The sequence below is a fragment of the Parabacteroides hominis genome (assembly GCF_014287585.1).
In the GTDB taxonomy this organism is placed as follows: Bacteria; Bacteroidota; Bacteroidia; order Bacteroidales; family Tannerellaceae; genus Parabacteroides; species Parabacteroides hominis.
In genome coordinates this window covers 117,022-143,112 of the sequence record NZ_JACOOJ010000007.1, presented here as the reverse complement: position 1 = coordinate 143,112, position 26,091 = coordinate 117,022, and the positions used below count along the sequence as shown (strand labels likewise).

The 26,091-nt window shown below is 45.7% G+C and carries 24 protein-coding genes; 7 read left to right on the top strand and 17 right to left on the bottom strand.

Annotated features, from left to right (window positions below):
• Position 1: 1 nt before the first annotated feature.
• The 14 genes from H8S65_RS06195 to H8S65_RS06130 all read right to left on the bottom strand — a co-directional run bounded on the left by H8S65_RS06195 (position 2) and on the right by H8S65_RS06130 (position 13,506).
• A complete protein-coding gene (locus tag H8S65_RS06195) occupies positions 2–466 on the bottom strand; it encodes a hypothetical protein (RefSeq protein WP_186929129.1) in 465 nt (154 codons plus the stop codon).
• Between the two features lie 54 nt (positions 467–520).
• A complete protein-coding gene (locus H8S65_RS06190; protein ID WP_186929128.1) occupies positions 521–3,847 on the bottom strand; it encodes a baseplate J/gp47 family protein in 3,327 nt (1,108 codons plus the stop codon).
• Positions 3,848–3,851: 4 nt separating this feature from the next.
• Complete coding sequence (locus H8S65_RS21300; RefSeq protein ID WP_363182446.1) at positions 3,852–4,172, bottom strand: GPW/gp25 family protein; 321 nt, start codon at positions 4,170–4,172, stop codon at positions 3,852–3,854.
• Positions 4,173–4,252: 80 nt separating this feature from the next.
• Positions 4,253–4,555, bottom strand: coding sequence for a PAAR domain-containing protein (locus H8S65_RS06180; RefSeq protein WP_186929126.1), 303 nt, complete (start codon positions 4,553–4,555; stop codon positions 4,253–4,255).
• Positions 4,556–4,585: 30 nt separating this feature from the next.
• Positions 4,586–6,370 (bottom strand): type VI secretion system tip protein VgrG, encoded by a 1,785-nt coding sequence (gene vgrG / locus H8S65_RS06175; RefSeq protein ID WP_186929125.1) that lies wholly within the window; start codon positions 6,368–6,370, stop codon positions 4,586–4,588.
• Positions 6,371–6,376: 6 nt separating this feature from the next.
• Positions 6,377–7,036, bottom strand: coding sequence for a CIS tube protein (locus H8S65_RS06170; RefSeq protein ID WP_186929124.1), 660 nt, complete (start codon positions 7,034–7,036; stop codon positions 6,377–6,379).
• 1 nt (position 7,037) lies between these two features.
• Positions 7,038–7,199, bottom strand: a complete 162-nt coding sequence (locus H8S65_RS06165) for a hypothetical protein (RefSeq protein WP_186929123.1) — start codon at positions 7,197–7,199, stop codon at positions 7,038–7,040.
• Positions 7,200–7,202: 3 nt separating this feature from the next.
• Entirely contained in the window at positions 7,203–7,667 is a 465-nt protein-coding gene (locus H8S65_RS06160; RefSeq protein ID WP_186929122.1) for a phage tail protein, read from the bottom strand.
• Between the two features lie 11 nt (positions 7,668–7,678).
• Complete coding sequence (locus H8S65_RS06155) at positions 7,679–8,131, bottom strand: phage tail protein (protein WP_186929121.1); 453 nt, start codon at positions 8,129–8,131, stop codon at positions 7,679–7,681.
• A gap of 41 nt (positions 8,132–8,172) precedes the next feature.
• Positions 8,173–10,029 carry a phage tail sheath family protein gene (locus H8S65_RS06150; protein ID WP_186929120.1) on the bottom strand — a complete coding sequence of 619 codons (1,857 nt, stop codon included), beginning with the start codon at positions 10,027–10,029 and terminating at the stop codon, positions 8,173–8,175.
• A gap of 12 nt (positions 10,030–10,041) precedes the next feature.
• On the bottom strand, positions 10,042–11,493 hold the full coding sequence (locus tag H8S65_RS06145; protein ID WP_186929119.1) for a phage tail sheath family protein: 1,452 nt from the start codon (positions 11,491–11,493) through the stop codon (positions 10,042–10,044).
• 16 nt (positions 11,494–11,509) lie between these two features.
• Complete coding sequence (locus H8S65_RS06140) at positions 11,510–12,172, bottom strand: hypothetical protein (RefSeq protein ID WP_186929118.1); 663 nt, start codon at positions 12,170–12,172, stop codon at positions 11,510–11,512.
• A gap of 15 nt (positions 12,173–12,187) precedes the next feature.
• On the bottom strand, positions 12,188–12,730 hold the full coding sequence (locus H8S65_RS06135; protein ID WP_186929117.1) for a Pvc16 family protein: 543 nt from the start codon (positions 12,728–12,730) through the stop codon (positions 12,188–12,190).
• A 338-nt stretch (positions 12,731–13,068) separates the two neighbouring features.
• The gene (locus H8S65_RS06130; RefSeq protein ID WP_186929116.1) at positions 13,069–13,506 is read right to left on the bottom strand and encodes a helix-turn-helix domain-containing protein; all 438 of its coding nucleotides are present in this window, start codon (positions 13,504–13,506) and stop codon (positions 13,069–13,071) included.
• A 311-nt stretch (positions 13,507–13,817) separates the two neighbouring features.
• On the opposite strand from H8S65_RS06130, the gene H8S65_RS06125 reads away from it, so the two are divergent.
• The 7 genes from H8S65_RS06125 (at position 13,818) to H8S65_RS06095 (ending at position 21,762) form a co-directional block, all read left to right on the top strand.
• A complete protein-coding gene (locus tag H8S65_RS06125) occupies positions 13,818–14,372 on the top strand; it encodes a helix-turn-helix domain-containing protein (protein ID WP_186929115.1) in 555 nt (184 codons plus the stop codon).
• Between the two features lie 18 nt (positions 14,373–14,390).
• Complete coding sequence (locus tag H8S65_RS06120) at positions 14,391–16,046, top strand: AMP-binding protein (RefSeq protein ID WP_186929114.1); 1,656 nt, start codon at positions 14,391–14,393, stop codon at positions 16,044–16,046.
• On the top strand, positions 16,043–17,116 hold the full coding sequence (gene proB / locus H8S65_RS06115) for a glutamate 5-kinase (protein ID WP_186929113.1): 1,074 nt from the start codon (positions 16,043–16,045) through the stop codon (positions 17,114–17,116). Before H8S65_RS06120 ends, proB begins: the two co-directional genes overlap by 4 nt.
• Before the next feature lie 15 nt (positions 17,117–17,131).
• Complete coding sequence (locus tag H8S65_RS06110; protein ID WP_186929112.1) at positions 17,132–17,548, top strand: hypothetical protein; 417 nt, start codon at positions 17,132–17,134, stop codon at positions 17,546–17,548.
• A gap of 16 nt (positions 17,549–17,564) precedes the next feature.
• Positions 17,565–18,809: a glutamate-5-semialdehyde dehydrogenase gene (locus H8S65_RS06105; RefSeq protein WP_186929111.1), complete on the top strand. Its 1,245-nt coding sequence runs from the start codon at positions 17,565–17,567 to the stop codon at positions 18,807–18,809.
• A 118-nt stretch (positions 18,810–18,927) separates the two neighbouring features.
• On the top strand, positions 18,928–19,884 hold the full coding sequence (locus H8S65_RS06100; protein WP_186929110.1) for a Rossmann-fold NAD(P)-binding domain-containing protein: 957 nt from the start codon (positions 18,928–18,930) through the stop codon (positions 19,882–19,884).
• A 582-nt stretch (positions 19,885–20,466) separates the two neighbouring features.
• Positions 20,467–21,762, top strand: a complete 1,296-nt coding sequence (locus H8S65_RS06095; protein ID WP_186929109.1) for an NAD(P)/FAD-dependent oxidoreductase — start codon at positions 20,467–20,469, stop codon at positions 21,760–21,762.
• Positions 21,763–21,773: 11 nt separating this feature from the next.
• Here H8S65_RS06095 and H8S65_RS06090 read toward each other — a convergent pair whose 3' ends face one another.
• From H8S65_RS06090 to H8S65_RS06080, 3 genes are all read right to left on the bottom strand, one after another.
• Positions 21,774–23,873, bottom strand: coding sequence for an outer membrane beta-barrel family protein (locus H8S65_RS06090; RefSeq protein WP_186929108.1), 2,100 nt, complete (start codon positions 23,871–23,873; stop codon positions 21,774–21,776).
• An 85-nt stretch (positions 23,874–23,958) separates the two neighbouring features.
• Positions 23,959–24,189, bottom strand: coding sequence for a hypothetical protein (locus H8S65_RS06085; protein WP_186929107.1), 231 nt, complete (start codon positions 24,187–24,189; stop codon positions 23,959–23,961).
• A 156-nt stretch (positions 24,190–24,345) separates the two neighbouring features.
• Complete coding sequence (locus H8S65_RS06080; RefSeq protein WP_186929106.1) at positions 24,346–26,010, bottom strand: AMP-binding protein; 1,665 nt, start codon at positions 26,008–26,010, stop codon at positions 24,346–24,348.
• Positions 26,011–26,091 lie beyond the last annotated feature (81 nt).

Genomic DNA, 26,091 nt, shown 5'->3' with positions numbered 1-26,091 from the left:
TTTAAAGTATCCAGTTCATTTCAGTCTCTCCCCACAGTTCCGTCAGCTTTGCATAAATACTAACGCCATCCCCATAGTTATGCCTGGTACGAATCTGTAAAGTCCAGGCATTGTCATCAGAATACCAGCGTAGTTTCAACTTACTGGGGAAAAACAGATACCAACTTGTCATATATTTGATTTTGCGGGCATTCCCCATGCAATGCATGGCCACCGCATAAATCAAAGCAAACCGATCCTCCTTCGCAGAGCTACAACCAGCAACCAGCGAATAACAGCGGCAACGATCCGACGGAACGGTCAGTGAATGCCAATTGCCATCGGCCGGCACTTCAACCCGGAATTCTTTGGATAAAGGCGGATCCGGAGAAGGCGGCAGCGGTGGAGTCGGAACGACCGGTTGCTGATCATCCACCAGATTCAGCACCGAGTCGATCAAATCGCTAAAATGCTCCTCTTGTGGCATATTCCCGCATTTAAAATAGGATTTTAAAGTATTTCTGTCTCTTTTTGCCATATATCAGTCTATTATATCTATTATAAATGTATTACCAATTTTCAGTTCTCCTATTCCAACCGGTGAACCTTCTTTTTCATCCTTTGACATATAAATCAAATGTTTTTGTGCCGGGAACAGAATATTTCCGGCATAATATGCTTTTATACGCGCCGGTTTCTCATCACAATCATACACACACTCCAGATGGTAACGAAACATACCTACAGATGTGCGGTGCAAGACAACCAAGTCTGTTACCGACAGGATTAGAGGGCTGTTCGCTATTACATTCTTCATGTCATCTAATCCGAAAGAATGGCTAAAAAGAGGAGGAACATTCGTTTCCTGCCAAGGAGCAATACAGTGATTGATGCGCTGCACGAGTTCTCTTTCCACTTCTCCACGCGGAATATCCGAATTCATCAGTTTAATCCGGCAACGAACCGTAACTTCCTCATAAAAAGGGTTACGAACATAGAGTTTGACAAACGGACTGGTATGTCCCTTCATAAAATCCTCAACCCGCCACAAAAGAGAATTTTCACAAAGCGGATATTTCCCTTTCTCATAAACCAAAGGAATCACCACCAAAGAAACGGCTACGGCCCCAGCTTCTTCCGCTTCTCTTTCAACAAGACAATAAACTTTTCCGACTTCGCCAAAATTGGTCAGCACCAATTCTTCATAATCCCGCTTAGTAACAGCCCGGTCACGGTTACTGATCCGATTGGCAATCCTGACTTTCAGTTCATCTCCGGATTCTTCCAGCCCACCGCCAAAAGCGTCGACTATCTGCATGACTCCTGAAATTCCAGGCAACACATTCTCCACCTGACGGATAGTTCCGACCGGGAAACCGGAAGGAAGTTGTTTCTCATCAAATCCAGGCTGTCCGGTATCTAATGTCACTTGCAGCACATTCATATAAAAACCAGAAATGACAGGACTCAATTCTTCTTCCTTTTCCTTCGCATCCTTAAAGGCTGCACAAATCCAACACAATCCATTTTCATCCAACCATTCGTTAGACACCGGTTCCGTGAGTTGCAACTCGATCAGTCCCGTTTGCAAGAAACAGTCTGTCGTATCTGTACGAACCGTCTCTGGAGATAAACGTTCCCAATGCCACTGTTTCTTCTTGATAAACCACACTATCTGAAAATTATTCCGTCTGACAGCTCTCTCGAATGGAGCCAAATCAACCAGAAAGCGGATAAAAGTTTCCCCTATAGCCCCGGAAATCCCTAACAATAAATTACGCTTATTCGAAACGCCTTCATATAACAAGGGAGGAGCCGTCAACGTCACTTTCCTCAAACAATCATCAAGCAACGGATGCACATAATAAAAGGCAATTGATGAAGCCCCTCCGGCACATGTCGATATTTCTTCTTCTGCGGTATAACTGACGTACACACTATCTATCAAGGGAGTTATCGGAACTTCCGGAAGTTCTTCCTTCTTTTTTCTAAATGTATTACGAAGTACACACTCATTAAAGAGTTTCCGGAAGGCAACATGTCCGAATCCGATTGCCGGTTCTGCCAATACCAACCTGAATGATCCGTCAAATCCGGCATCTCCACCTGCCGACCAAGTAAAAGAACTTTCTCTTTCCACCTTTCCCTTAGCAGTAACAAATGAAAATAACGGGTCGTTTCCAACAGAAACCGGTATCCATTTATTTTGTGATAAATACTCTTTCCGTACCTTAAAAGAACTATTGTCCAATGGTGGAACATACTTTTTATAAACATCGTAAAAACCTAATTCGGAAGCCGGCAACTGCAACCAGCTACATTTCAGACAAACTTCCTTGACCTTTTTCCTGGCAATCTCTTCATTTTTCCAAACCAACCAGTCATTTTGTTCCGGCATCGCCCCAAAAGGGAAAAAAGGTTGCGAAGAATCTGCTTGTCCTAAAACACTTAAAACCTCCGAAGGAATAATCTCCGAGACATCTACACGTATATGTATCCGCTCGAAGCGGTTATCCGCCATCCATTTATACGGATAACAGGTTGCTTCCGCATTCATCAGCAACCGGATAGCCGGTGCCTGCGTAACGATTCCATGTATTTCACTACAAGGTTCGATAGCCGGATAGTCAAGTGGAAGCCGGAATTGGAAATTCAGACAATTCTTCTCCTTATCGTACAACAACGTATAATCTTCTATTGTATTCCAGCCAGCAAGTGTACTGATTTCAGGGAAAAAGGCATCGTTCAGGTTTTCCGGAATACATGTTTTTTCCGAGTCTTCCAAACCATTCTTTTCACACAAATCCAAGGTGACAAATATCTGACGCACTCCTTCTTTCATAAAGAGTAATGACGATTCCAGCATGATACCGACAGAAAAAACTTCTGCCCGAACATCATTCTGAAAAATGATTTTAGAATCTACCTTTGAAGGATCTTCGGGATTAATGTAATCCGACAGGTCGCTCCTCAACAGAACATCCTCAAAATAATAAGCCAATACTTTCTCTATTTGCATCCGGCTGGCATAACAATCCTTTTCATTCCTGAAAAGAATCGATATATCATCTTTCTGCTTGCCGGCAATAAAAGCCGTATGAGCCGGAATATGGACAGTATCGGTATTCTCCTCCATTTCCAGAACCAACCAGGTTGTCCACGGTAAAAAGCAGCGAGGAGTCACATGGAGGATTTTATCCAGATAATATTCAGGAAGTTGCTCCCATCTTTTATTATATTTTGAAACAACTTTCCTATAGTTCTTTATAAATGCAATAAGGATAGCGACCGAAGGATCGACTTCTCCGGTGACTTCGATATCATGAAAATACAACTCACTTTGATTCTGGATATCCCGTATAAAATCCAAAGCTTTATAATAATTTAATCGGATATATTCATTATCGTTAATATCGATCCCGCTATCTGTTGTATTTCCTTTTGTTAATGATTCCGATTGCGCCCAAATAGTTGTTTGAAGTCGTAAATGTGTTAATAACAAAGGCGTACGGGGCGTAAAAAAGTGACTTAACCGCTCTTCCCATTGTTCAAAAACAATCTGAAGTTCGTTATATAACAAACGACGGTCATTCACAAACTTCAGACCGTCAAAATCCCGTTCTCTCTTTACGGTATCGAAAAGGAGAATCTCCAGCAGTATGATTAACGGCTGGTTTTTATAAAGTTCTTCCCAATATCCGTCAGGAATATTCTTAGCATTAAAATAACGGATAAAAGAAGTATTGTCAAGGACACGCCCGGCCAGGTGGAAAAAATCATCTTCCATAACACGAAACGGTCGATCCGTACGGATTGCATCCAATCGTTCCTGTCTGCTTAAACCTTCTTTATCCCTGTCTCGAAACACGCGATTACCGATTTTCTAAATAATACGGATATACCAAATTCGACACCACATTCAATTTTCGGATCTGATATTCCAAATTGATCAAAATGACTCCACTCACTTCTTGGGTAGTATCAAATTTAACATTTATCAATTCAATCCGTGGTTCGTACAAAAGAACAGACCTCTGAATTTGCTCTTCCATCAATTGAAGGGTAGTAGGATTTATTTCTTCATGCAAAAAATCATTCAGATTACATCCATACTGCCGATTAAAACGTTCTCCTCTTGAAGTTGAAAGAAGGATTATCAGACTTTGTCTGATATCTTCCTCATCCACGACCATGTGTGTAACCTCATTGCTCCGTTCAAATTGCGGTGGAAAACTCCAGCCCTTACCTAAAAACGAATTATGATTCATATCTTCTATCCTCCTATTATTACAGTCGGGCATCCTAACGCAATCGTCCCGCCATGGGCAGTCGTATCTCCCATGCGGGCAGCTGGTTTTCCCCCTATCAATACGGTTGACGATCCTTTCATTATCGTGTCGGGCGGTCCGACACATACACACATGTCTCCTACTACTGCCGCCGGCAGTTTCCCTATTAAAACAGTCGCAACACCCGGTCCTATTACGGGTCCTCCCACATGCGGGATAGGAGAAGGGAAAGCGGGCGTTTGCATCGGACAAGTATGCATATCGGTTATTCTTGCAGCTGGTGGCATTTTATTTGCTTTTTAATTGTTCTTTTTATCCTAATTTATCATCACAATTCCCCCTTTGACAGTTGTTTGCCCGGAAGCAGAAAGTTCGGCAGTCGCATTTCCTTTCATAGAAACTCCCATTTTAGCAGCGACTTTCACATTCATTCCATTTATTCCGACATCCAATTTTGCGTTCATATCCATCTTCATTGCTTCCATCGAGATATTGCCTTTTGCTTTTAACACAATATCTTTAGACGAATTAAACAGGATGCCATTACGATCCATCACTATCTCATTTTTATGCTGGTCGCTTAACCGGATTCGACTTTTATCATCATTGATTTCAATTGAATTATTTCCGGGTGTAGAAATCGTTATGATCTTTTTCTCCTCATTAAACTCAATCTTCATTTTCTCCCGTGTGACAAAAGCTTTCATATCATTCCGTTGCCCCGGCTTATAAGGAGATACTTTTTTCTTGCTGAACAGGCTTCCTAAAATAACGGGCGAGCAAGGATCATCATTGAAAAAACCGACAACAACCTCATCGCCGGCTTCGGGCAGGAAAAAACTTCCGGCATTGGATGACGCATACAAAGTACTTAAACGGGCCCATACCGTATTTTTTACACCATTCAGTAATGGTAATTCTATCCATATGCGATTCTGAGAAAGCGGATCATCCTCCACTTTTTTTACCTTCCCTATATGCAAACCTTCAATCCCCGGCAAATAACCGGAAGCCGCAGGAGCCACTACATCCGGCAAGTCTGTCACGTTATCCGAAGGCAATCCCATAATAATGCGAGTGTGCCATAAATCCTTTTCAATCGTATGTTCTACTCCTCCGACATAGACATTCCCGTCAAACCGCTTTCCTAATTTAGACAAAACGACAATACAGCCCGGAAAAGGAGCCGCATTCCCAACAAAAGAAAAATCACCTTGATAGCGGGATAATCCATTTCGTAAAGAAATCGAATCGGCCCAGACTTTCAATGAACTTTTAACGATAAATGAATCTGTCTGGTAAACCATTTTGTCTCCACCTGCCTTTTGCAATTTACTTGCCGAAAGATCTCCCTGATTGTTCAGGGTTGGAGAAGAAGCTAAAGCTGAAATCACTTCCTGATTATCAAAGTCCCATGCATTCGTGACAACCTGACTATACTGATCGGTTGCTGACAGGGAACCATTAAAGCTGATCAAATCATTTCCATATTCCACATTTAAAACAGCTTTCTGGTTTACCTCCGGCTTTTTAACCGTCACATTTTTCCCTTTTACAGATATCACCAGACCATTCGCCTCGGCACGCGCACGTATAAAATCCCAATCCGAACAATAATACTGGATCAATGAATGATGATTCATCGTCGATTTTTCAACCGTACATGATAAACCGTATGGCTTCAATATTTTACAGATAATATCGCCATCGCACATTTCTTCAAATACAGCATTTTTCCGTCCTCGTGTAGCGGCAAAAGTATAATCCCGGCATTCGACGACCAATTGTGGACGGACAGTACCCTGTATTTCGAGACTCTGGCTGATGATAACCCCTTCGTAAATCAGTTCTTCCTTCCCTTTTGTATATCCTGCGTAAACCCGGATTTCGACACCCGGTTGAAACGTACTTCCGTCCGATTCGTCAAAAGACATTTTCTCTACACTACCGGTGTCGAACTTCAAGGTTGCTTTCCCTATATGGTTCAGCAGATTGCTTGAACAAAAATAGGAAAAACGAAAAGCTTTGTCGATCTCCTTACCGTTCGATTCGATTTTATAATATACGATCCTGTTACTGTTTTCTGCTGGTGATACATCCATATTTTTTTATTTTAATGCGGGAAACACTAATTGTGTCCCCGGTTCAATATTTCTAAAACGATCCAAATCATTCTCTTTGGCCACTTCCCTAGCTACCAGTTCATTATCATACATAGTATAGCACTTTTTGCTTACCGTGTCTCCTTCTTTAAATTCGACATTCACTTCCTCTATACTTGCATTTTCTCTCAATTTAACTGCGACTTCCTGACTGACCGCCCGGCTGAAAGCCATATCGATCTTTACGCGAAGCGGAACTCCTTCCGATGAAAACAGGGTATAATTCAGGCTATAAGTACTTAACTGCCCGCAAAAGACAAGTTTTCCCCAGGCGATCCTGACAAAGTTGGGCTGGTGAATTTTATTATTACAGTTATATACGACTTTTTCCAGTTCTTTCACTTTGTCTGTCACCGTATTCATATTCGTAGAAGGAATTACCCCTGTCCCATCAAAAACTACGCTGAAAGATAAATTCTCTTTCTCGTATTTATTAAAGTGGACGGTTGTATCTTTCTGCCCCTGCTCCTTGTTCTCGGAATGCCCGATATCTTTCGTCAACTTATAATTGTCAGGATTAACCGGAACCTCCACAGAAGCGACGGGAGATCCGGTCATAAGACTATTATCATAAGCCTCCAGCTTCATCTTCTGCAATTTTCCCATTTTACCTTTCTCCTTTTTGCCTGTTTTTCCTCCCGGCAGCACGAAGTTGCTCTTCTACCGTCTGTCGTATATATTCACGCCATTCGGCAGAAAGAGCCGGTTCCTTCGTCTTACCTCGTTCAACAGTTGTCCGCACTATTATTTCTTTGATAACAATTGCCATACATTACAATTTTCGCTGTAGTTTAGAATACGCAAACTCTAACTTCTCAAAGGAAAGTTCGTTTTTACTACTACCGAACGGCTCTACCTCCCACTTTACAGCATAAGCGTTAGAAATCAGCCAAGACCTCAGAGGATCACTATTCGCATCCATCAGGGAAACGGTTATCTCAAACAAATTCAGTGCACTTATCGGATCACCGTTCATTGCACGTCCTGTCAACCCTTCTAAGTAATCCCCCTTAATCGGAGCCAATGCCCTCTTCAATACCAAATTCGAATGTTTAATCCTTGTCGGTACATGATAAGTAAAGCTATTTTCTCCTCCTTCCCTTATTTCTTCAGTATCTATTTCAACGGTCAGACCACTAACCTCTTGAAAAGGAAGTTCTATACTAAAAGATCCTTTTTTAAACTCCACAGCAAAATAAAAGGCTACAGGGTATGGATTAGTTGTCAATTTAGTCATAAACCTACGCTTTAGTTGTTTTCAATCGTCAACCCTTCATGAGCCAGATCAAGCGTTTCAATAGCGGCTTCATTCCCGTCCGATTTCAGACTGACACCTGTAATCTTGGTCGGCCACGCATTAATCAACTTCCAGACCATTGTGGGAGCACCCGATTCGTCCAGCAAACTGATCGTAACGGAACGTCTTTTAATCGTATTGAGTTTAATCTCATTAAACCAGTCCCAGAATTTGTTATCCGATTTAAAAACGCCTTTTTTCAAACTTACATTGCTGGTCTTCTTTAATCCGGGCATCTTAATATTGGAAAACACCGGGCTGTTGCCATGCCGGTATTCGATCACCTGGGCTTCCATATCCATCCCTGAAACCTCTTTAAATGCCATCTCACCAATATCTTCTATTTCCACCTTAAAATAAAAAACGGGTAACGGCCATACATTGTCTTGTTTTTCTCCTGCCATGATATTCTATATTTTTAATGTTTAATAATCTACACTATTCATTACGACTTCTGCATCTGCTGCTGGAAAGTTATTTCTATAAATTCCGCCGGACGACTAATAGCTACCAAGATCGTGATCCGCAAGATTCCTTCAAGGATATCTTCTGGAGTCATCGTATCGCCCAGTCCTACATGCACGCTGTAAGCATCTTCGGGTGAAGCACCGGCCAAACCGCCTTGTTTCCAGACTCCCATCAAGAAATTTTCGATCATACTTTTCATATTTAACCAGGTAGAAGCCACATTCGGTTCGAAAACATATGCCTTAGCAGCATTTTTAATAGATTCTTCAAGAAAGATCATCGTACGACGGACATTTATATAACGCCAGTCCAGGGAATTACCATCCAATGTCCGTGCTCCCCATACTTTTATCCCGTCTCCTTTGAAATATCGTATTGCATTGATACACCTTCCTAACACATCGACATTCAGATTTTCCTGCATGCTGTCTGTTAAGTTCACGGTCGGCGAAACAGCCCTGCTTATAGAAACGTTTGCCGGAGCTTTCCAGACACCACGGGCATCATCTGTCCGGGCGTAAATTCCAGCCATAGCAGCGGCAACCGGCAAACGATTGATCTGTTGACAAATGACTTTCATAATTTCTTTTCCGCAAGTACTATTAGGAAGAAGCATATTCGCTAAATCTATTTGTTCCTTCGGAGACAAAACAGTCAGAGTTTCCTTAGCGGCTGCTTTTATATGATCATCAGAAATTGTTCCTGTTTTTGCCAGTTCCTGAGCCTTTTCCATCGTCAATTTGTCATCTTTCGCAATCTTCAACTGAAGAGGAGCTTTGGCAGCGTCCTTATCTGTAATAGAAGTATCTTTATCTATTAGCTGACAGCCCAAATAGAACTGAAAACAGTGCATCTTATTCGCAATTAGTCTATCTTTGCTCCAATCGATTTCCAACTTGAGTATATATAATAATTGATCCGGATTGGTAAGAGATGAAGCATCAATAGAACTTTCACTCACGACCGAAGTATCAAGCCAGGGATAATAAGCCGCTGCGAAATCAAGGTATTCAGATCCAACATTTTCACGGAAATAGGTAATAACATCCTTTCCATCATTCGGATCCTTATCCGATTTATATCCATTAAAAACATCCAGAATCGTAATCCTGTTTTTCATAAATTTCCCGCAATGCATCAAGGCCTCTTCCGTGATTGCTTTCCACATTGAGTTAAGACCATTCACTGCTTCCGGGACAACCACCATTGTCGGTTCCTGTTCATTCTTCAGGGCATTTATTCCGTCTGTAAAATTCTTTGCGTCAAATTGATCCGTATAACTGCCAACCGAAACGATATAACATGCACCACCACCATTGGCAAAATACAATATCATATTATAATATAAAGTATAGTTTGGATTCGGAGCAGTAACACTCCAAACAGGGGTACTCAAATTAAGAATTTCAATTTTTGCTTTTAAAATACTAAGCTCCAGTTCTTTTATTGAAGCTTCATTAGTAGCCAATGCAGTCTTCTTTTCTAAAAGTTCTGCTTTTTTGGTTTCGTCATTTTCAAGCGCGGCAATTTCTTTCTTTAAAGTCTCAGACTTATCTAATAAGTCTTCTAATTTTGCATTATCGTTTTGAAGTGCGCTCTTCTTATTTTCCGGTAACACTAATGTATATTTAGAATCAGGAGCTCCACCGAAATACGTTTCATATTCAAGCATCGAAGTAATGCGGAAAGGCTTTTTCTTCAAATCTTTTGTTCCATCCATAGCAAATCGGGTATGTCCGATAAAGGCTGGAACAGCTGTCGGTACGGCGACTACCGAATTAGGAAAAGCATTTTTTTCCACTATATATACGCCCGGAGTTTTCATTGCTGCCATATCTATATTCTTTTATGATTTTTGCATTTGTTGCTGGAACGTTATTTCAATAAATTCCGCCGGATGACTGACAGCCACTAAAACGGTTATCTTCAGGATTCCTTCAAGAATATCTTCCGGTGTCATAGTATCCCCCAAACCCACATGCACACTATAAGCATCTTCGGGTGAAGCCCCAGCAAGTCCGCCTCGTTTCCAGACACCCATCAGGAAATTTTCGATCATGCTTTTCATATTCAGCCACGTTGAAGCTACATTTGGTTCGAAAACATAGGCCAGAGCAGCATTCCGTATGGATTCTTCAAGGAAAATCATCGTTCGACGGACATTGATATAACGCCAATCGAGTGAATTGCCATCCAATGTACGAGCACCCCAAACCTTTATGCCGTCACCCGTAAAATAACGAATAGCATTGATACTCTTACCATTTAACGGCACGTTCAGATCTTCCTGCATTTCATTTGTTATCATCTCGGAAACAGAAACAACATTGTTCACCGAAACATTGGCCGGCGCTTTCCAGACTCCCCGGCTATCATCCACACGACAATAAATCCCTGCTATGGCTGCCACAGGAGATAGCTGATTGATTTGTCTCCGTATTTCCGTCATAACAGCCTTATACAAAGGGCTATTATTATACAGCAGATTGTGGAAAGACAATTGATCCGTATCGGAAGCATTAACGGAAGGTTTACTTACCTTTAACGATTCTATAATCGTGCTCAGGATTCCGCCGTCTTCATCTTTCAGGTTCAGATAAGTGACATCTTTTTCAGACAGAAGAGTCGTATTTAAGAATGGATAATAAGCCGCTCCGTAAGACAAATATTCTGAACCGATTCCTTCTCTGAACTCTTCAGCCGTACCCGGTACATCAAACAAAGCAATCCGATTCTTCATTACCGCACCGCAATGAACCAGCATCGCCGTATAAATATCCTGATAGGAAGACGTACCGGAAGCTTCGGGGATAACAAGCATGGTCGGTTCCCTCTCCGCCTCCAGATATTGAATGCCCTTCTGCAAAGTTACAGCATCTATCTCTGTGTTATTTGCATATAAGCCGACCGAAACGATATAACAAGGACCGCCTCCATTTGCAAAATACAGAAGCATATGGTAATACAAAGAAAAATTCACTTCACCGGTAGCAAGTCCGACTTTGTATCCGGTGATCTCTTCCTTTCCTGATTTATCCACACCTTTAAAATACAAATTCACACCGCTATCTGTTGAAGTCGTACAAGTAAACTTCAAGCGCTTGGCTCCCCCAAAGTATTTTTCAAATTCACTCATAGAGGTTATACGAAACGGTTTATTCAAAAGATCCTGGCTCCCATTGGCAGCCTTTTCGGTATAGCCGATAAAAGCAGGAACAGCCGTAGCCACTTCGACCACTGAGTTCGGAAAGGCATTTTTCTCAACGATATAAACGCCTGGAGTTTTCATGTTTCCCATGTGTATTTTATATTTATTATATGTATATTATTTGTTCTATCGTATCCGGTCGGTCTACAGGAAACCTCCCCGGCACAGGAGCTTGTATGTATTTTTGCAACACTCTCGTGCCATAAGTCAAACTTTCTTTCAGGCACAACCTTATCTCATAATTCTCCTGCATGGGAACCTTATCCGTCGAAATACAGCAATAGTCTAACCTACCCATAAATTGATCTGCATCCACTTTTTCAAAACGAACACTTCCCAAAGCATCTTCCAATAGTAAAAGGCCAAATTGTTGATCCGGATTCCGCGGGATCATAATAAACTTCCAATAATACTCCGCCACGGAAAAAATAAGATCCACTGATTCCAGCATCCCGTTTTCTTTCGGTTTCAACTTCATTTTCAATTGTTTATGCTCGAACAAATCAGCATTCCAATCTTCTTTCAAAGTATTATAAAGAAAAGCGGGATCGCAAACTTCAAGGAAAAACCAGAATTGATCATCCGGATTAAAAGAAGTCCCTTCTTCAGCCAATATTACATATTCAGATGGACTCCTCTGCCGCAGCAGACACCCTCTCCGCCTCATCAGTTGAACAGTTTGATTATCCTGATACAAACGAACGTCTTTACAATAACCATTACGATAATAATGATGTCTGAGCGTGATCTTTGCTATTTCCTTAAACATACTCATTCCACTTTTTTATGAATTTATTTCTACACCTGGTACTTTCACACTACGGGCTGTCGATTGTATAACATCGCTTTCAAATGCTAACATACGAACCCGACATAACACCGACGGATAATACCGCCCGCCGGACATACTCCATAGATTCGTCAGTTCTTGCATATCCAGAGTCACCATCTCGATCGTATAATGTGTTCCATCCGGCAAATCCAGAACGGAATACTGCTGCAAAAAGTAAATTACTTTTGACAAAACATCTAACCCTTCTGCATATCTCTTCTCATCAAATACCGAAGCAAACAAAACATCCATATTCAAATACCAAGCGGGTAAGCGCTCCACAAACTCTTGTGACTTGTCCATACGGTAAGCGGAACCGATCCCCATAGCAGTCTCACGTTCCAGATTCACGACCGACAGTGACAATTTATTAGGAGCATTATCACTTCCGACAGGAATACCTCCGATCTGCACATAGCCTTCAGGCGAGTTAAAATAAGCAGTCAGATATTCTTCCAATTTGTTTTTGAGAGTGTCCAGTATTTCACGAATCATTGATAATAGATTTTTACAAAAGAATGTAATTCTTCAATCAAAGGCAAGTAAAATAAGGTTTAAAAGATGACAACACAAAGATGTCACACGACAAAAAGTATTTGTCATCTAAAGAATCTGCTCTGTCAACATTCTGTCAACAATACGAACCGTGCCTATTCGTCCCAATATATCCTATTCGCTACTGGTCAGGAAACAAATTTCCGCCCAATACTATGTCTCAAATGTAATATCCGCTTCCAGAACAGCTCCCGCAGTCCAAGATTTCAGGCATAACCAATCCTGCCCACATTTACAATAATGTAGCCTCACATATATTGAGATGTTGTTTCAAGCAACTACTTATTCCAATTCAATTTACGATACTCGCTTGTTGAAATATTATATTTCGATTTAAACTGCCGTAGAAAGGTACGGGTAGTGTTGAATCCGGCTTCACCTGCGACGACTTCAACTGTCTTATTGGCAGGGTCAAGCAAAAGATTTCCGGCATATTCGATACGATAGCTGTTGACAAAGTCGAGAAGAGTCATGTTCTTTTTAGACACCAAAGCTTTATTAACGAGGTCTTTTCCGATATTACAATGACGAGCCACCTCGGATATGTCGATATCCTTATCCAAATAGTGTTTTTCGGTCACGACATACTGGTAAATAAGAGTGTAAATTGAATCCAGATGCTCTCTTTTCTCCGCAGAGACAGAAAGTAACGGAGGATTGTTGGTTGATTTCCGGTTCCTGAAACGGCAGATAAAAATTCCTATAACGACTACCATAACCAAAAAAACTATTAACAATATAATCAGGCAAGAACCAAGCATCCAGATTGTTTGTCGCTGTTCTACAATTATATTCTCATATTGAGGAAGAGAACGGGAATACAAAAAAAAGCCCATTTGCATAAAATCTAAGGGTAAAAGAGTGTGCATATACTATATTTTGTCTCAGGTTATTAGATGTCTACAAAAGTAGGTATAGTTTTAGAAGTTTCCAAAAAATAACTAAATTACATTATAGACGTTTTTTCGTAGACATTTTGCTTTTTATTCCTATATTTGGAGCATCATAAATATAATAATCAACGGAGATGAACGAACAGATAAAACAAATTGCGGAGCGTTTGGCCGGACTTCGGGATGCATTGGAAATCACACCTGAAGAAATGGCCGGGGTTTGTAACCTGACTCCCGAACAGTATATGAAGCTGGAAAGCGGTACTGTAGATATTTCAGTAAGTGTACTGCATCAGATTTCGCAGGCTTACGGCGTAGAGCTGACGACGCTGATGTTCGGCGACGAGCCAAAGATGAGCAGTTATTTCATTACCCGTAGGGGTAAAGGTATTGCCGTGGAACGGACCAAGGCCTATAAATACCAGTCGCTTGCCGCCGGTTTTGCCGGTCGGAAAGCAGACCCGTTCATGGTTACCGTCCACCCGACTCCTGACGGGACACCGATTTATCTGAACTCGCATCCCGGACAAGAGTATAATATGGTACTGAAAGGCCGCATGCTGTTACAGATCAACAATAAAGAACTGATACTGGAAGAAGGCGACAGTATCTATTTCAACTCCGAACTGCCTCATGGAATGAAGGCGCTCGACGGAGAAAAGGTCAGTTTTCTGGCTATCATCCTATAAATTGTCAATTTAATTATCATGTTAGAAAGATTCATAGACAAAACGACCTTTGAGTCGCAGGAAGATTTTATAAAGAATTTCAAGATAAAAGTCCCGGAGAACTTCAACTTCGGATATGACGTAGTAGACGCATGGGCGGAAGAAGAACCCGGCAAAAAAGCATTGTGCTGGACAAACGACCAGGGGGAACATATCGACTTCACCTTTGCCGACCTGAAGAAATATACCGACCAGACGGCCACTTATTTCCAGTCGTTGGGGATCGGCCACGGCGATATGGTCATGTTGATATTAAAACGCCGTTATGAATTCTGGTTCTCGATCATCGCGCTGCATAAATTGGGAGCGGTGGTGATCCCGGCTACTCACCTGCTGACAAAGAAAGATATCGTCTACCGGGCAAATGCCGCCGATATCAAGATGATTGTCTGTGCAGGCGAGGAAGTGATCACCAAACATATCATCGACTCATTGCCCGATTCACCATCTATCAAGAGCGTTGTTTCGGTAGGTCCCGAAATACCCGAAGGATTCGAGGATTTCCACAAAGGCATTGAAAGCGCCGCTCCGTTCGTACGTCCGGAACATCCGAACAGCAACGACGACATTTCACTGATGTATTTTACTTCCGGAACGACCGGCAACCCGAAGATGGTAGCGCATGATTTCACCTACCCGCTGGGCCATATCGTGACAGGAAGTTTCTGGCATAACCTGCATAAGGACAGCCTCCACCTGACTATTGCCGATACCGGCTGGGGAAAAGCCGTATGGGGAAAACTCTACGGGCAGTGGATTGCGGGAGCGACCGTATTCGTGTACGACCACGAGAAATTCACGCCAGCCGACATGTTGCAGATGATACAGGATTACCGCATCACATCTTTGTGCGCACCTCCTACGATCTTCCGTTTCCTGATACGCGAAGACCTGACGAAATACGACCTGTCTTCCCTCCAATACTGTACCATTGCCGGTGAAGCCTTGAACCCTGCCGTATTCGACACGTTCTACAAACTGACCGGCATCAAGCTGATGGAAGGTTTCGGGCAGACGGAAACGACTTTGACGGTCGCTACTTTCCCGTGGATGGAACCGAAACCCGGTTCGATGGGTGTCCCCAATCCGCAATACGATGTAGACCTGTTGCGCCCGGACGGTTCACGTGCGGAAGACGGGGAACAGGGGCAGATCGTGATCCACACGACAAACGGCAAGCCGATCGGCCTCTTCAAAGAGTATTACCGGGATGCCGAACGTACACGCGAAGCCTGGCACGACGGCCTGTATTACACGGGCGATGTCGCCTGGCGTGATGAAGACGGCTACCTCTGGTTCGTAGGCCGTGCCGACGATGTGATCAAGAGTTCCGGCTACCGCATCGGCCCGTTCGAGGTGGAAAGCGCCCTGATGACACACCCGGCGGTTGTCGAATGTGCAATCACAGGTGTTCCCGACGAAATCCGCGGACAAGTGGTAAAAGCGACCATTGTATTGGCGAAGGACTACAAGGATAAAGCCGGAGACGCTCTGGTCAAGGAATTGCAGGACCATGTCAAAAAGGTGACGGCTCCGTACAAATACCCGCGTGTCGTCGAGTTCGTAGACGAATTGCCCAAGACGATCAGCGGCAAGATACGTCGAGTCGAAATCCGTGACAAAGATAAAAAATGAAACGTATCGCCGTTAAAATAGGTAGCAACGTGCTCACCCGCAAGGATGGCACGTTGGATATTACCCGGATGTCCGCCTTGGTAGATCAGGTGGCCGAACTGCACCGCAAAGGCGTGGAGGTCGTCCTTATCTCTTCCGGTGCGGTCGCTTCGGGACGCAGTGAGATCAAGGCCGGCAAAAAGCTGGACTCCGTCTCCGCCCGCCAACTGTATTCCGCAGTCGGACAGGCCAAGCTGATCAACCGTTATTACGAACTCTTTCGTGAACATGGCATGACCTGCGGCCAGGTGCTCACAACAAAGGAGAACTTCGGCAGCCGCACGCATTACCTCAACCAGAAGCACTGCATGGAGGTGATGCTCGAAAATAAAGTGATTCCCATCGTGAACGAAAACGACACGATATCGGTTACAGAATTGATGTTCACGGACAACGACGAGCTATCCGGACTTATCGCCACCATGATGGGAATGGATGCTTTGATCATCCTGAGCAACATCGACGGAATATATAACGGTAACCCGTCCGACCCGTCCTCCACCGTCATCCGCGAAATAGACGGAGGCAAGGAAGACCTGTCGGAATATGTACAGACCAGCAAGTCCTCATTCGGCCGAGGCGGCATGCTGACCAAATGCACCATTGCGCAAAAGGTGGCGGACGAAGGCATCACGGTGATCATTGCCAACGGCAAGAAGGACAACATCCTGGTCGACCTGCTCGCCAAAGACAGCCGGGCCGTCTGCACACGCTTCATCCCTTCCGGCAAACCTGTCAGTAGCGTGAAGAAGTGGATCGCCCACTCCGAAGGCTTTGCCAAAGGCGAGATACACATCAACCGGGGAGCCGAAGAGGCATTATTAGGCCCTAAGGCAACCAGCATCCTGTTGGTCGGCGTGATCCGGATCATAGGCGACTTCGAGAAAGACGATATCGTCAAGATCATCAACGAGGAAGGCCTCCAGTTAGGAGTCGGATGTGCAGGTTACGACAGTACGGAAGCACGGGAGCTGATCGGCAGCCGGGATAAGAAGCCGTTGATACATTACGATTATTTGTATCTGGATTAATAAATAGAAGAGAGTATGAAAAAGTATTGGTTATCATTCGCATCAGTCCTGATGATTGTAGTAGGACTGCTTAGAGGCATGGGAGGCGTCACCCTCCTGACACAAGGGGATAAAGTGAACTTGGGACTGCCCGTCACAGCTTCGCCTGCCGAGTTGAAAATAGCAGCCTACAGCCTGATTGCGGTATGCCTCTTGCTTGTCATCTCAGCCGTCAGCCTGACGATACGCAGGCTTGTCTCGAACTACGCGTTCTGCTGGGCAAGCCTCCTGCTGTTCCTGGCAAGCGGCCTTGTCAACGGCTTCCTCCTGTTCGGCCATCCGTTAGGCAGCGGCCAGCTTATCAACTGGGGCGTGAGCTTCATCATCGGGCTTTGCCTCGTGTTAGGGAAAGATGCCGTCCATCCCAAGTATATTCAGGAATACGAAAAGTAACAACGATCATACGACCATGATTAACGAATTATTGCAACAAACCCTCGCCGCTTCGCGCCAGCTCGTCACGCTGGACGATGCCGCCATCAACCGCATCCTCACAGACACGGCTTCGGCTTTGCTCTCGCGCCAAGCGGAAGTCTTAGCGGCCAATGCCGAAGACCTCCGGCGCATGGACCCGGCAAATCCGAAATACGACCGCCTGAAACTGACGGAAGAACGTCTCGCTGGTATTGCCGGAGACATGAAGAACGTCGCTTCGTTGCCTTCCCCGCTTGGGAAACTGTTAAGTGAAACAACACGTCCCAACGGCATGGTGATCCGGAAAGTGACCGTTCCCTTCGGCGTGATCGGCGTCATATACGAAGCACGCCCGAACGTCACCTTCGACGTCTTCTCCCTCTGCTTCAAGAGTGGGAATGCCTGCGTGCTGAAAGGCGGTTCGGATGCCGACAGTTCCAACCGCGCCTTAGTGGCGATTATCCACGACGTACTGGCCGGACAGGGTATCGACCCGGCTGTCTGTACGCTCCTGCCGCCCGACCGGGAAGCGACGACCGAACTGTTGAACGCCGTCGGCCTGGTGGACCTAATCATTCCGCGGGGCAGCAGTTCGTTGATCAACTTTGTCCGCGATCATGCCCGCGTGCCGGTCATCGAGACGGGAGCCGGCATCTGCCACACCTATTTCGACAAGGACGGGGACAAAGAGAAAGGACGCGAGATCATCAACAATGCCAAGACACGTCGCGTCAGCGTCTGCAATGCCTTGGACTGCCTGATCGTCCATCGTGACCGGTTAGGCGACCTGCCTTATTTGTGCGGCAAGCTGTCCGGCAGCAACGTCGTTATCTATGCCGACGAACCCGCCTTTGCCGCCCTATCGGGCCACTATCCCGCCGCTTTGCTTCAGCCAGCTACGTCAGACAGTTTCGGGACTGAGTTCCTCGATTACAAGATGGCGATCCGCACGGTCTCCTCCCTGGATGAAGCCCTGCAACATATCGCCCGCTACAGCTCGAAACACAGCGAAAGCATCGTCAGCGAATCGCCGGAAGCCATCCGCCGTTTCCAGCAAATGGTCGATGCCGCCTGCGTCTACGCCAATGTATCTACGGCTTTCACCGACGGGGCGCAGTTCGGTTTCGGAGCGGAAATCGGCATCAGCACACAGAAGCTACATGCCCGCGGCCCGATGGCTTTGCCGGAACTGACGACCTACAAGTACATCATCGAAGGAGACGGACAAATACGAAAGTAGTTCCTGATACAGTGTTAGTATTATCGTCTGACACTGATAATACAGCTATAACGGTATTGCATAAATCTGAAATCATTGTTTACCTTTGCAGGCAGAACAATTTAAAATGAGACATGATATGAGAAACTTCACTTGTGTACAGGACTTGGGCGACCTCAAGCAGGCGCTCGCCGAGGCTTTCGAGATTAAGAAAGACCGTTACCAGTTTACCGAGCTGGGCAAGAACAAGACGTTATTGATGATATTCTTCAACTCCAGCCTCCGCACCCGCCTCTCGACACAGAAGGCCGCCATGAATTTAGGCATGAACACGATGGTGCTCGACGTGAACCAGGGCGCCTGGAAACTGGAAACCGAACGCGGCGTGATCATGGATGGCGACAAACCTGAACATCTCTTGGAAGCGGTTCCGGTCATGGGATGCTACTGCGACGTGATCGGCGTACGTTCCTTTGCCCGTTTCGAAAGCAAGGAAGACGATTACAACGAAAAGATATTGAACCAGTTCATCCAATACTCCGGTCGTCCGGTATTCAGCATGGAGGCGGCTACCCGCCACCCGTTGCAAAGTTTCGCCGACCTGATCACCATCGAGGAATACAAAAAGACAGCCCGCCCGAAGGTGGTCATGACCTGGGCTCCGCATCCGAAAGCGCTCCCGCAGGCGGTTCCGAACAGTTTTGCCGAATGGATGAATGCAACAGACTATGAGTTCGTGATCACCCACCCCGAAGGCTACGAACTGGACCCGCGTTTCGTCGGTAACGCCCGTGTGGAATACGACCAGAAGAAAGCATTCGAAGGCGCGGACTTCATCTACGCCAAGAACTGGGCTGCCTATGCCGACCCGAACTACGGCCAGGTGCTCAACATGGATCGCAACTGGACAGTCGATAGCGAAAAGATGGCGCTCACCAACAACGCCTACTTCATGCACTGCCTGCCCGTCCGCCGCAACATGATCGTAACGGACGACGTGATCGAAAGCCCGCAAAGCATCGTGATCCCCGAAGCTGCCAACCGCGAGATCTCGGCACAGACGGTGTTGAAGAAGATACTAATGGGATCTATCTAATCCCTGCATCGGTAAATACATAAACTGTTTTTACAAATTAGCTACAACATCTACCACTATCTACTACAACGCTTATTAATAAAGCGATTCCATAGTGGTGGTAGATGTTTTTTATCTATCACCATAGGCCTGTTACTACCACTATCAGCTCTATTTCTATCATACTTTTCGTCTATAAACTAAGGAACGATAGTAGACAAAGAGAGCATTCAAAATCAGTTTCCTCGGCAAGAAACGACAGTTTCCTCGGCAAGAAACGACAGTTTCCTCGGCAAGAAACGACAGTTTCCTCGGCAGGGAACGACAGTTTCCTCGGCAGGGAACGACAGTTTCCTCGGCAGGGAACGACAGTTTCCTCGGCAGGGAACGACAGTTTCCTCGGCAGGGAACGACAGTTTCCTCGGCAGGGAACGACAGTTCTCTCCTATTATATCCATATAATATTATCTACTCTTTCATATACTTCACAGAGCAATACCGCTCCAAACATTCGAGGTCGCCACCTCCGGCTAATCCTTAATCCGGAAACAACTTATTGCCGAATAGATTGTTTTATAAGAAACAATAAACACATAAGACATCATGGGATTCAATATCGCAGACACAGATAAGAAAAGAGTCGTTATCATTGGCGGGGGCTTCGGGGGATTAAAGCTTGCCAACAGACTTAAGGGTAGTAATTTCCAAATCGTATTGATTGACAAGAACAACTATCACCAGTTCCCGCCATTACTCTATCAGGTAGCCTCTTCCGGACTCGAATCGAGTTCCATCTCCTTCCCTTTCCGTAAGATATTCCAGAAGCGGAAAGACTTCTATTTCCGGCTGGCCGAAGTGAAAGCGGTCGTGCGGGAAAAGAACCTGATACTGACCTCGATCGGAGAACTGAAATATGATTACCTGATAATAGCTTCCGGCACAGTCACGAACTTCTTCGGCAACGAAGTGATCCAAAGCCGGGCATTGCCGATGAAAACCATCGAAGAAGCCCTTATCCTGCGTAACACGCTTCTCTCCAATTTCGAGAAAGCGACGATCTGCACCGATCCAAAAGAAAAGCAGGCATTGATGAATGTCGTCATCGTTGGCGGAGGTGCTACCGGTGTCGAAATATCGGGCGTACTGGCGGAGATGAAACATTTCGTCCTGCCTAAAGATTATCCAGACCTGAAACAGTCGGAGATGAATATTTACCTGGTGGAAGGTTCGCCCCACCTGCTTGCCGCCATGTCGGAAGAGGCGTCGGACAATGCAAAGCGGTTCCTCGAAGGGATGGGCGTCAAAGTCATGCTGCAAAAAAAGGTGGTCGATTACAAAGACGGCAAAGCCATACTGGACGACGGCAACTCCATCGAAACAAAAACAGTCGTCTGGGTAAGCGGCGTAACCGCTACCCGCTTCGAGCAGATCGACAATAAGGAATTAGGCCGGGGCGGACGTATCTTAGTCAACGAATACAACCAACTGCATGGTTCGGGAAATGTTTTCGCCATCGGCGATGTCTGCCTGCAAACGGAAACCGACTATCCGAACGGCCATCCACAGGTCGCCCAGGTTGCCATCCAACAGGGCCTCCTGCTTGCCGACAACCTGAAACGTCTCGAAAGCGGTGAACCGCTGAAGCCTTTCCATTACAAGAATCTCGGAACCCTGGCAACTGTCGGCCGCAACAAAGCGGTAGCTGACCTCCATAAAGTGAAACTGCACGGCTTCATCGCCTGGCTGGTCTGGATGGGCGTGCACCTCCGTTCCATCCTCGGCGTCAAGAACAAGATCATGGTCCTGATCGAATGGGTATGGAGCTATTTCACCTATGACCAGTCCATACGATTAATCCTGTTCATCCCGAAGAAAGAACGGGATAAACAGGAGGACTGATAAAATCAGCCTTACAGGTTATACGTCAACGTCAGCCACGTCACCTGTGCGTCGCGATTGCGGATCTGGGTCATTTGCAGGTCTTTTGTATCGACGATCGTTGTCTCTTCGAGACCATTGAAGATGTTGTTGATGCTCAGGTTGGCACGCAACTTGCGGTTCATGAAATATTGGGAGATACCGGCATTGACGCTGGAACGGTGCTTGATCTTTCCTTGTGGGGTAAGCTGGTCGGAGATGTAAAAGCCATCGAGCTGCAACTCCGTCGCCGGGGTGATGCTGATGTTGACAGAGCCTTTGATATCGCCGCAGACCATCGACTTCTTTTCATCATAACCGATCGTACGCCCGTCGATCTCGTCCCGGTAAATATCGCCTGACAAACCGAGCGTCAGGATACGGACCGGCTGCCAGGTTGCAGACAGTTCAAAACCGACCGTTTGCGAATGGCCGATGTTCTCTTTCGTCCAGATCGTGCCGTCCGTACCGGAATCTTTCACAACGTCCATGATACGATCCTTTTTATTCCGGTAATAAAGGCTTGGAGAGAGACGGAAAGAGGGAGTGGCGTATGAGTAGGCCAACTCGACGGAATGGACAAACTCGTCCTTCAAGTCGGGATTTCCCTTCCATATATGCGTCGCGTCGCTACGGTCGGTAAAGACATTCAGGTAGCTGCCGTAGGGACGGATCACGCGTTCGGCATAACTCAACGTGAACTCTCCCGCCCGTTCCGTTTGATAGCCCAACTTAAGACGGGGAAAGAGGTGAAAGCGGGAAGTGCTCTTGACCATCGGGAACTTTTCCTGCACATCGTCGGTCTGGTAGCGCGTGTCTATCTTTTGCCAGTTCAGTTCGCCCTGTACGCCCGCTTCGGCATAGAGAGCATTCCACTTCTTTTCCAAAGCGGCTACAAGCAGATTCGTGCGGCGGTTGAAATAATATTCGTTCTCCTTCTGCCAGTCAAAAGCCCATGTTTCGCCTGACAACTTACTGCCATTGGCATGATAACTCTCGTTCTTGAAGCGCCCGATATAGCCGACCCGCAAACGCAGGTCGTCAGCAAAGAGTTTGCGGAAGATGGCGGACAGGTAATAATTGTTCTTATCCTGACGGACATAATAGTTGTCCTCGGCGATGATCTTGCCTGTTTCCGGCTTCTCGTTCTTGTATTCGTTGCCTTCGTCGTACCCGAAATTATTGTAGTTGAACACGACGTCCAGGCGATCCTGGGGATTGTCGAAGGTATGGTTCCAGCGTGCTTCGGCAGCATACGCTTCCTGGCGCTGGTCATTATAACGATGGCGGAACATCACCGGTTGCAGGTTTCCATCCACCAACTTATTGTTATGGATCTTCCCGTAGCGGCTATAGTCCATCAGGCTGTACAGGCCGTAGACCGTGATCAGGTCATTCGCCGTCAGGTCGTATCCGACACTCAGATCAGCCAGATGCACATCGGGGCGGGCGGACGCATTATTGTTCATGACGGTCGTCCCGGCCTTATTCGTCGTCGACTTGCTGAACGTACGTTTACGAAATTCACGACGATAATTATACTTTCCGACAATATGAAACTTACCCGGATGCAAATTCAGGATCGCACCGGCATTATAACGTTCCTGGAATCCGGCTCCCAACGTCAGGATCAACGGCGAATCAGTAGCCGTATAAGCCGCGGACGACAAGTTCAAGATTCCCGCATCCCCATCCGGAACCAGTTCGATAGAAGGGGTCGCCGTCATCGAAACCCGGTCGAAGAACAACGCCGGAAGCTGGATCAGCATATCCCCGCTATACTCTTCCATCAGCCCGTAAGGCACTCCGTTGATCAGCAAGCCGGGATTGCCGGAACCACGGAAAGTGATCCCTCCCTCGATATCCGTAACAACGGACGGCAACTGGCGGAATACGTCGGCCGTCGTCCCGGCCAAACCACTCAGGTTGCTGTCCACCTGCAGGCGTTTCACATCCCCACCGGTCAGGCCGCCAAAACGTTTTCCCTGGATTTCAACACTCTGCAACAAGACGGTTTTATCTACGGGTGTCTGTGAAAAAGCAGGCAGGCCCAGACAGGCAATAGCAGAAAGAAGTAATAGCGTTCGTTTCATATACATATATTACATAGGTTTAAAAACAAAAAAAGTCTGTATGTTACACGCATACAGACTGTCCTCATCACTGATTGCCGAATGGTTATTCAGCAGGAGCAGCTTCAGTTTCAGCAGCCGGAGCTTCAACAGATGTTGAATCGCCTTCAGCAACTGTTGCTTCTTCTGTTGTAGCTTCTTCAACAGGAGCAACAACTTCTTCTACTGTAGCTTCTGTTTCAGTTTCTGCAACTTCAGTGTTTTCTGCTGATTTGTTGCCACAAGATGCGAATGATACAGCTGCGATAACGGCAGCAAATGCAACTAACTTTTTCATTTTGTTTTTTAATTTAAACGGTCTATAATATCTTCTTGTCTTAAAACGATGCAAATGTATGTATTAATCAAACATGTTGTACAACATAGTGCACTTTTTTTCAAAATATTTTCTACACAGGCGACAACAATCTGATTTACAGACCGAATAAATTGATTAATAGTTGCTATACAAGTAACGCTTAATACTCTTCTTAGGCGTCTTTTCAAATTCCGTCGGATACAATTGCAAGGCGGAAACAGCCTCGTAAGGTGCTAAAAGTTTGTTAAGTTCGATCCGGTTCTGCTCCATGATGATCGGAAGATCTTCGTGCGAAACCCCTGTGCCGTCCACCGTATCATAATCCGGATAAACAAGCCCCACCAGCTTACCGCTCTTCTCGATTATGATGCTTTCCATTACGAACGGCAGATTGTTCAGCTTCGATTCAATCTCTTCCGGATAAATATTCTGTCCGCTCGCCCCCAGGATCATAGTCTTGCTGCGGCCACGGATATAGATGCGGTTATCGGCGTCGATCGTTCCCAGGTCCCCCGTACGCAACCAACCGTCTTCGGTAAAGACATTGGCAGTCGCCTCTTCGTTCTTATAGTAACCTTTCATCACATTTTCACCGCTCACCTGAATTTCCCCTACCTTATTATATGGATCGTCCGAGTCGATGCGCACTTTCATGATACCCTTCAATACCTGGCCGCATGATCCGGGCACATATTCGTCATTATGGTCATAGCTGATCAGCGGCCCGCACTCCGTCATACCATAACCGATCGTGAACGGGAATTTGATCTTATAAAGGAAATTCGTCACCTCTTCATTCATGGCAGCCCCTCCCACGATCACTTCACGGAAACGTCCTCCGAACGAGTCGACCAGTTTCTTCCGTATCTGTGCATATATACGGGAATCCAGCAACGGGATATTCAGCGCCACCTTCATAGTTGTCTTGCTGAGTTGCGGCAAGATCATCTTCTTGTAAATCTTCTCCAGGATCAACGGAACCGTCAGGATCAGATTAGGCTTCACCTCTTCAAAGGCTTTCAGCAGGATTTTGGGAGAAGGGACTTTGCCCAACAGGTAAACATGCGCACCAACGGCCATCGGAACCAGGAAATTGAATGCACAGCTATAGGCATGCGCCAGCGGCAGGAAACAGAGTTCGCGTTCCCCTCTGTACAATACGCCAAGTTCGATGCCGTACATCACATTCCCCGCCAGATTGTTTCCGGTCAGCATCACCCCTTTACTGAAGCCGGTCGTACCGGAAGTATAGTTGATCTCCACCACCTTGTCGTTATCCAGTTCTGCATATTTGATATCGTCCCTGCCGAAACCGTTCGGATATTTCTCCTGCATCTTCCCGTCCATCCCTTTCAGGAGTTTCTGGATGCTCTCGCCATCACGCTGGTGCAGGCAACGGAAATCGGACAACGAGAACACGCCTCGCACATCCCCGATCATTTCCTCTTCCAGCGAGTCCCAGATACGGTCGCTGACAAAAAGGAAAACAGATTCTGAATGGTTGATTATATGATGCACATCATTCGGACTAAAGTCTTGCAAGATAGGCACGATAATCGCCCCGTATGTAACAGCGGCCATATAAACGATGCACCAGCGGGCACTGTCTTTTCCGATCAGAGCAATCTTATCTCCCCGCCGTATCTGGCATTCTTCAAACAAGATATGGATGCGGGCAATCTCCGTGGCTACGTCAGCGAAAGAAAAAGTCGTTCCTTTACTGTAATCCGTCAAGGCAGGCAGTTCCCAGTTCTTCTTGAAACTTTCCTCGTATATCTTGATAAAATTCTCTTGTATCATACTGCACACTGTATTATAATTTACGCAAAAATACAGACTATCCGACAAATACACAACAGATAGCCAGAGTTTAACCCTTAC